The 6761-nt window shown below is 63.4% G+C and carries 8 protein-coding genes; 4 read left to right on the top strand and 4 right to left on the bottom strand.

Annotation, left to right across the window (positions count from 1 at the left end):
• Together E5W70_RS13480 and mntR are read right to left on the bottom strand one after the other, a co-directional pair.
• On the bottom strand, positions 1 to 230 hold a 230-nt coding region (locus E5W70_RS13480; protein ID WP_292658790.1), incomplete at its 3' end, for a neutral zinc metallopeptidase.
• Positions 231 to 454: 224 nt separating this feature from the next.
• Complete coding sequence (gene mntR, locus E5W70_RS13475) at positions 455 to 910, bottom strand: manganese-binding transcriptional regulator MntR (RefSeq protein WP_023678308.1); 456 nt, start codon at positions 908 to 910, stop codon at positions 455 to 457.
• Between the two features lie 235 nt (positions 911 to 1145).
• Between mntR and E5W70_RS13470 the strand changes: the two genes are divergently transcribed.
• Both E5W70_RS13470 and E5W70_RS13465 read left to right on the top strand, forming a co-directional pair.
• Positions 1146 to 2513, top strand: coding sequence for an Nramp family divalent metal transporter (locus E5W70_RS13470; protein ID WP_292658722.1), 1368 nt, complete (start codon positions 1146 to 1148; stop codon positions 2511 to 2513).
• Between the two features lie 154 nt (positions 2514 to 2667).
• Positions 2668 to 3321 (top strand): dihydrofolate reductase family protein, encoded by a 654-nt coding sequence (locus tag E5W70_RS13465; RefSeq protein ID WP_292658719.1) that lies wholly within the window; start codon positions 2668 to 2670, stop codon positions 3319 to 3321.
• 54 nt (positions 3322 to 3375) lie between these two features.
• Here E5W70_RS13465 and E5W70_RS13460 read toward each other — a convergent pair whose 3' ends face one another.
• Complete coding sequence (locus tag E5W70_RS13460; protein ID WP_292658716.1) at positions 3376 to 4245, bottom strand: LysR substrate-binding domain-containing protein; 870 nt, start codon at positions 4243 to 4245, stop codon at positions 3376 to 3378.
• A 92-nt stretch (positions 4246 to 4337) separates the two neighbouring features.
• On the opposite strand from E5W70_RS13460, the gene E5W70_RS13455 reads away from it, so the two are divergent.
• Positions 4338 to 4937 (top strand): LysE family translocator, encoded by a 600-nt coding sequence (locus E5W70_RS13455; protein ID WP_292658714.1) that lies wholly within the window; start codon positions 4338 to 4340, stop codon positions 4935 to 4937.
• Positions 4938 to 5105: 168 nt separating this feature from the next.
• Here E5W70_RS13455 and E5W70_RS13445 read toward each other — a convergent pair whose 3' ends face one another.
• On the bottom strand, positions 5106 to 6284 hold the full coding sequence (locus tag E5W70_RS13445; RefSeq protein WP_292658711.1) for an MFS transporter: 1179 nt from the start codon (positions 6282 to 6284) through the stop codon (positions 5106 to 5108).
• 182 nt (positions 6285 to 6466) lie between these two features.
• On the opposite strand from E5W70_RS13445, the gene E5W70_RS13440 reads away from it, so the two are divergent.
• Positions 6467 to 6761, top strand: a 295-nt coding sequence (locus E5W70_RS13440) for a helix-turn-helix transcriptional regulator (RefSeq protein WP_292658708.1), incomplete at its 3' end; no start/stop codon positions are given.

The following is a 6761-nucleotide window of genomic DNA, read 5'->3' as shown; positions in this document are numbered from 1 at the left end:
CCGCCGCCGCCAGGCTGCAAGCCGCTGTCATCGAGAATTTGGCTCGGGTCGAAGCCGAAATACCACCCTGCCAGGAAAATCAACGCTACGATGATAATGCCCGACATGCCGCCGCCGCCGGCGCGACCGCCTATCGGGATGCGAAACTGCCCCGGACCGCCGCCAAGCCCGCCACTCTGGCCGCGCTCGTCCTCGACATTGTCACTTTGACGGCGGCCTCTCCAGAGCATGGCAACTCCCCGTGATGCACGTTTGCAATCAACCCGCCGATGTCCTGGCCGGTTCCAACCCAGCAAACAATTATCCCAATGGTTACGCCAAGTCACAGTATTTTTCGTGCGAGCAAGCAACACTTGCTGACGCTTGTTTGCTCCGGTCGAGAGATCGCAAGGCCTGTGGCGTCCACGCCGCTTGTAGGAGCGATGGGCGCGACGAGATGGGCCGGCCGTGCTTTTTAGCGGGCGGCGATTATCGCCTTGCGAAACGCTTCGAGCGTCTCGGCGCTGACATGATGCTCGATGCCCTCGGCGTCGATGCGCGCCGTTTCGGCGCTGACGCCGAGCGAGCGCAGGAAGGCCTCGACCGTCTGGTGGCGAATGCGGCTCTCTTCCGCAACCTTGCGGCCGGCATCGGTCAGGAACACGCCGCGATAGGGTTTCCGGGAGACCAGCCCGTCGGCGCACAGCCGCGTCAGCATTTTCGCCACGGTCGGCTGGGCGACGCCGAGCCGTGCCGCGATGTCAACCTGGCGTGCCTCGTTGCCGTCCTCGATCAGGTCGGCGATGAGCTCGACATAATCCTCGACCAGCGCGCTGCGGCGCGCTTCACGCGTCTGCCTGAAGCCTTCCGAGTGGATTTCTGCGTCAGGCAGCGGCTTTTCGCGAGGAACCGGTCTTTTCTTCAGCGCCAATACGCGCTCCTCCCGGCAGTTTGAATCGACATTGCAGTCATAACACGGAACCCTATTCGTTCTGGCCGTTTATTTCCATTCGGTGGCCGGCGCAACCGGCGTTCACTGCCGTTCTGGTCGCGCCGTCAAGCGGCACACGAAAAAGCACGAACAATGAAATATAGCATATTGCATAATGTTCAGCCGTGGCATAGATAAGGAGACAACATCAATCGCTCCAGTGGAAAGCCATTTCATGTCGGAAGCCGAAGCCACCTCAGCCCCCCGGTCCATGTGGCGATTTGCCCGCCCGGAGGACGGCGAGCAGCCCAGCCTTCGCGAAGTCAACGCCACGATCGCCGTGCCGCACTCGGGGATTTGGCTTCGCCGGCTGTTTGCCTTCATGGGGCCGGGCTACATGGTTTCGGTCGGTTATATGGATCCGGGCAATTGGGCGACCGACCTCGCCGGCGGGGCCCAGTTCGGTTACACGCTGCTGTTCATCATCATGTTGTCGAACCTGATGGCGATCCTGCTGCAGGCGCTCGCCGCCAGGCTTGGCATCGCCACTGGCCGCGACCTTGCGCAGGCGTGCCGCGCCTATTATCCGCGACCGGTCAATTTCATGCTTTGGGTCGCTTGCGAATTGGCCATCATCGCCTGCGACCTGGCCGAGGTCATTGGCACGGCGATCGCCTTGCAACTGCTGTTCGGGATTCCGCTGATCGGCGGCGCCATCATCACCGCGCTCGATGCCTTTCTGCTGCTGTTGCTGATGAACAAGGGTTTCCGTTTCCTCGAGGCCTTCATCATAGCGCTTTTGATTATCATCTTCGGCTGCTTCGCCATTCAGATCTTTGCCGCCGCCCCGCCGGTCGGCTCCATCCTGCATGCGATGTTCGTGCCGTCGTCCGAGATCGTCACCAATCCGGCCATGCTCTACATCGCCATCGGCATCATCGGCGCCACAGTGATGCCGCACAATCTCTATCTGCACTCCTCGATCGTGCAGACCCGCGCCTATGAGCGCACCGATCGCGGCAAGCGCGACGCCATCAAATGGGCGACGACCGACTCTACCATCGCACTGGTACTGGCGCTGTTCGTCAATGCCTCCATCCTGATCGTATCGGCGGTGGCGTTCCACGGCACCGGTCATCATGACGTTGCCGAGATCGGCCAGGCCTTCGAGCTTCTGTCGCCGCTGCTCGGCCTCGGCATCGCGTCCATTCTGTTTGCCGTAGCGCTGCTTGCCTCCGGCCTGAACTCGACGGTGACGGCGACGCTCGCCGGCCAGATCGTGATGGAAGGGTTCCTGCGTCTGCGCATCCCGCAATGGGCGCGCCGCCTGCTGACGCGCGGCATCGCCATCGTCCCGGTGGTGGTGGTCACTGCGCTCTATGGCGAGAAGGGAACCGGCCAGTTGCTGGTTTTCAGCCAGGTAATCCTGTCGATGCAGCTTCCCTTCGCTGTCGTACCGCTGGTGCAGTTCGTCTCGGACAAGCGCAAGATGGGTAATTTCGCCATTTCCCGCGCCGTCGCCATGCTGGCCTGGGTGGTCGCCGCGCTCATCCTGGTGCTCAACTTCAAGCTGCTCTACGATACGGTCGTCGGTCTGGGCTGAGCGTTTCTCTGCTCCAAGCCGACGCAACAAGGTCGGCAGTCATCTGCCCTTCCAGCCCTGAAAATTTGCCGACCGCTGTCGGACAAATGTCCGTTCGCCCGTCCTTGGCTCGAAGTCCGGCCATGACGGCACGGATCAGGGAAAGGGAGCTCCAATGAGGAAGATCATCGCCGCAACATTCGTCAGCCTCGACGGCGTCATGCAGGCGCCCGGCGGCCCGCAAGAGGACCCTGTCGGCGGCTTCAAATTCGGCGGCTGGACGTTTCACTACTGGGACGATGTGATGGGCGCCGCCATGGGCGAGACGTTTTCAAAACCGTTCGCGCTGCTTCTCGGCCGCAAGACCTACGACATCTTCGCCGCCCACTGGCCTTATCAGAAGAATGACCCGATCGCCGACAGCTTCAACGCCGTCACGAAATATGTGGCGACGCACAGGCCAGATACGCTGTCCTGGCAAAACAGCCAGCCGCTCGGCAGCGATGTCGTGGCGACGTTGCGCCGGATGAAGCAGGAGGACGGCCCGGACCTGCTCATTCAGGGATCGAGCGAGTTGATCCAGACCTTGCTCGCCAATGACCTGATCGACGAGATCAGCCTGCTGATTTCCCCGCTGGTCCTGGGCAAGGGCAAAAAACTGTTCGGCAGGGGCACGATACCTGCCGCCTTCAAGCTGACCCGTTCGCAGACATCGACCACTGGCGTGCTGATGGCGAGCTATGAACGCTCCGGCGAGATCAAGACTGGGTCCTTTGCTCCGGAACAGCCGTCCGAAGCCAAGATCGAGCGGCGCAAGAACTGGAAGTAGATGCTGCGGGGCGATCAAGGACGGCTGAACACCGGCCGTCCTTTTTGCTGTTTTCTAAGCCGCCTCTCGCCGCCGTGCCAACCCATCGCGAAGGTGGCCCGCGAATGCCAATGCAGCCGGCGCGACGCCGTGCTTCGGCAAATGCAGATTGATTGAAAAATTCGGCAATGACGGCAGTTCCGGATCGTTGGCCAAAATATCGAGGTCGGCAGGCACGGTTGACGCCAACCAGGTGGTGACGGCCAAGTCCGAACGCACCGTCGCCGTCGTCGCGTCGATGCTGCCGTTTTCGAAGACGGTGCGCCATTCCAGCCCGTGCTCGTTAAGCGCCTCCAGCACCACCGGGCGGAACGCGCAGGTCTCGGCGACCATCGAAACCGGCAAGGGTCGCTTGCGGCGGGCGCCACCGCCTTTGGCGCCGACCCAGACCAGCCGGTCGACAACAAGGCATTCGCCGGCCGACCGACCGATCGGCTCCTCGATCACCGCGAGCTCAATCGCGCCCGCCGCCAAGGCCGCAGCCAACTCCGGCGACGAGGCGCAGACAAGCGAGATCTCGACCTGCGGATAGGCCTCGGCATAGGCCTTGAGCACCGGCGCAAGCAAGGTGCCGACAAGGTCGTACGGCACTCCGAGCCGCACCTGACCGGCAACCGCATCGCCCGCCATCTCCGCCAGGATCTCGTCATTGAGGGAAAGCAGGCGCTTGCCCTTGCCGAACAATCGCTCGCCGGAGCGGGTCAATCGCAATCCGCGCCGATCGCGGTCGAACAGGCTGCAGCCGAGAACCTCTTCCAGACGCTTGATCTGCTGGCTGACGGCACCTTGCGTCAAATGCAGCGCGTTGGCCGCCGCCGTCATGCTGGCCTTGTCGACAACGGTGACGAAGGTTCGAACCAGGGCAGTGTCGAGGTTGCGGAGCATCCGGCTATTATATTTGCTAATGCGTATCATAGCAAACATTGCATTTACTAATGAGCCGAACAGCCTACCGTGCAGGCTTCAAAGGAAGCAGCATGTTTGAAACCGTCCTTCCCCTCGTCGCGTTCGCACTGGTCTCAACCTCAACCCCCGGCATGGCCACGACCTTGTCGACAGCGTCCGGCGCGCAGTTCGGCTTTCGCCGCTCTATCCCGCTGATGGCCGGAAGTGCGGCCGGCCTGGCCACGGTGGCTGCGGCAGGTGCTGTCGGGCTCGCCGGTCTGCTGGCCGCCGCTCCTTCGCTGCAACTGGCGATGAAAATAGCCGGTACCCTCTATCTGATGTGGCTTGCCCTCAAGATCGGCCGCAGCGGCCCGCCCAACCTGGACGTGGCCATGGCAAAGCCGAACAGCTTTTTCGGCGGCGCCGGCCTGCAATGGATGAATCCCAAGGGCTGGGCCATGGGGCTGGGAGCGGCGGCATCTTTTGCCGCGCTCGCCAACGGACCGCTGCAGCTCGCCTTGCTGCTCGGCACGGTCTTCGGTCTTGCCGCGGCCCTATCGCTGGCGGCGTGGTGCGTGGCGGGCACGCTGCTCGCCCGGTTGCTGCGAACCGAGCGGCAGTGGCGCATGCTCAACGCCGTGCTTGGCCTGCTGCTGGCCGCCTCGATCATCCCGATGTGGCGGACAGCGTAAGACCAAGCTGTGGCATGTCGCTCAGCAGCGCTTCGAGGAGATGTTTGGAAAGGAGCAGGCGGCAAGCCTGCGAGCGGCGCTGGACGAAATCGCCGCGCTGGATTTTGACGCAGCGCCGGCCGCGAGTTGAATTATCGGCGGCCGGCAGCCAAGCTTTGCTAACAAGCCTTATTCGGCCGGCATCGCCACCGGACGCGCCGCCAGATGGCCCGCCAGCACCACGCCCAAACCAATGATCGGGAATGCCGCCGCGACCACGCCGAGGTCGGCCGGTGCGCCATAGCGCAGCACCGCAGCGCCAACCACGGCACCCAGTGCGACGCCGAGATAGAGTGCCGAAGCGTTCAGCGACAGCACGATGGGGGCGGCATCGGGCGCCAGCTTGATGATGCGGCTGGCCTGCGCCGGCGGGAACGCCCAGCCGACGATGCCCCCCGGCACCATCATGGCCATCAGTGCCGGCCCGGCGATCTCGCGCGGCAGTAATATCGGGATCAGCGAAAACGTGACCAGCATGGCGGCACTCAGCGCCAGCGACCAGCAGACGGTGCGCGTCGCGCCGAAACGGTCGGCGGCCTGCCCGCCGCCGATATTGCCGATGACCGCGCCAACGCCGAAGGCGAGCAGCATTCCGGGTAGCGCGATCGGGCTTAGGCCGCCGCCTTCGATGGCGAGCGGCGCGACAAAGGCAAAGACGGTGAAGGCGCCGATCAGTGCCAGGATCGTCGTCACCAGGATAGGCATGACGCCGGGGCGGAGTGCCGCTGCCAGCCGCATCCGGAGCGGCAGCCTGGTGCCGACGATGCCGCGCGGCAGCCGGTACCACAGGATCGCGCCGGCGAGCGCGCCGAGGCCGGCAATGGCAAAGAACGTGCCGCGCCAGCCGGCGACGGTCGCGACAAGCGCGCCGAGCGGCGCGCCGACCGCGACCGCCACGGTGGTGCCGCCGACGACCACGGCAATGGCGCGGGCGCGATGATGGTCGTCGACAAGCGCAACGGCTGTTCCCTGTGCGGTCGCCGCAAACAGGCCTGACGACAGCGCCATGACGATGCGCGCGACCAACAGCAATTCGAAGGAGGAACTCAGCGCCGCGGCGACGTTGCCCAACACGAAGAACACCAGCGTCCACAATATGACGCGGCGCCGGTCCCATTCGCCGGTCAGCGTTGCCAGGATCGGCGTGCCGATCGCATAGGCCAACGCAAACGCGGTGATCAGCGTGCCGGCGAGCGGAACGGAGATGGCGGCATCCTTTGCAATGTCGGGCAAAAGGCTGGAGATGACGAAACCTTCGGTCGAAATCGTGAACGATCCGAGCGCAAGCCAGATGAGGCGCTTATCCATGGCAATTTCCTTAGTTCAAAGGTTCTTGAACAATTGGACATAACAGGCCATAATGTCAATGAGCTTGTGCAGACTAATCGAACCTTACTGACAGCCCTGTGTCAGGACAGGCCCGAACACCACCAGAACCGCGAAGGATCAGATGCGTTGAAATCGGCCCCGAATGTGCTTAATTCCTGGGCATGACCTTGCCCCATCCCACCGCCGACCAGATCAGCCTGCCGAACGTGCTTGCCGTGCTCGGCGATCCGACGCGGCTGGCCATCGTGCGCTATCTCGCGAGCAAGGAGGGCGTGCCGCTGAATTGCAGCCGGTTCCTCGATCTCTGCTCGAAGACCAATCTGAGCTACCATTTGGCCAAGCTGCGTGAGGCCGGCGTCACCCGAACCGAAGCAGTTGGCACCAGCCGGCTGATCACGCTGCGCCGTGACGATCTCGACGGCCGCTTCCCGGGTCTGCTCGACAGCGTCATTGCCG

The organism is Mesorhizobium sp., from assembly GCF_005063415.1.
In the GTDB taxonomy this organism is placed as follows: Bacteria; Pseudomonadota; Alphaproteobacteria; order Rhizobiales; family Rhizobiaceae; genus Mesorhizobium.
Note: the sequence above shows the minus strand (reverse complement) of the source record. Positions and strands in the feature narration are given on the sequence as shown.

Coding starts and splice junctions, on each gene's coding strand:
- E5W70_RS13470 (WP_292658722.1), top strand. CDS start 1,146: ATGTCGGAAGCCGAAGCCACCTCAGCCCCCCGGTCCATGTGGCGATTT.
- E5W70_RS13465 (WP_292658719.1), top strand. CDS start 2,668: ATGAGGAAGATCATCGCCGCAACATTCGTCAGCCTCGACGGCGTCATG.
- E5W70_RS13460 (WP_292658716.1), bottom strand. CDS start 4,245: ATGCTCCGCAACCTCGACACTGCCCTGGTTCGAACCTTCGTCACCGTT.
- E5W70_RS13455 (WP_292658714.1), top strand. CDS start 4,338: ATGTTTGAAACCGTCCTTCCCCTCGTCGCGTTCGCACTGGTCTCAACC.
- E5W70_RS13445 (WP_292658711.1), bottom strand. CDS start 6,284: ATGGATAAGCGCCTCATCTGGCTTGCGCTCGGATCGTTCACGATTTCG.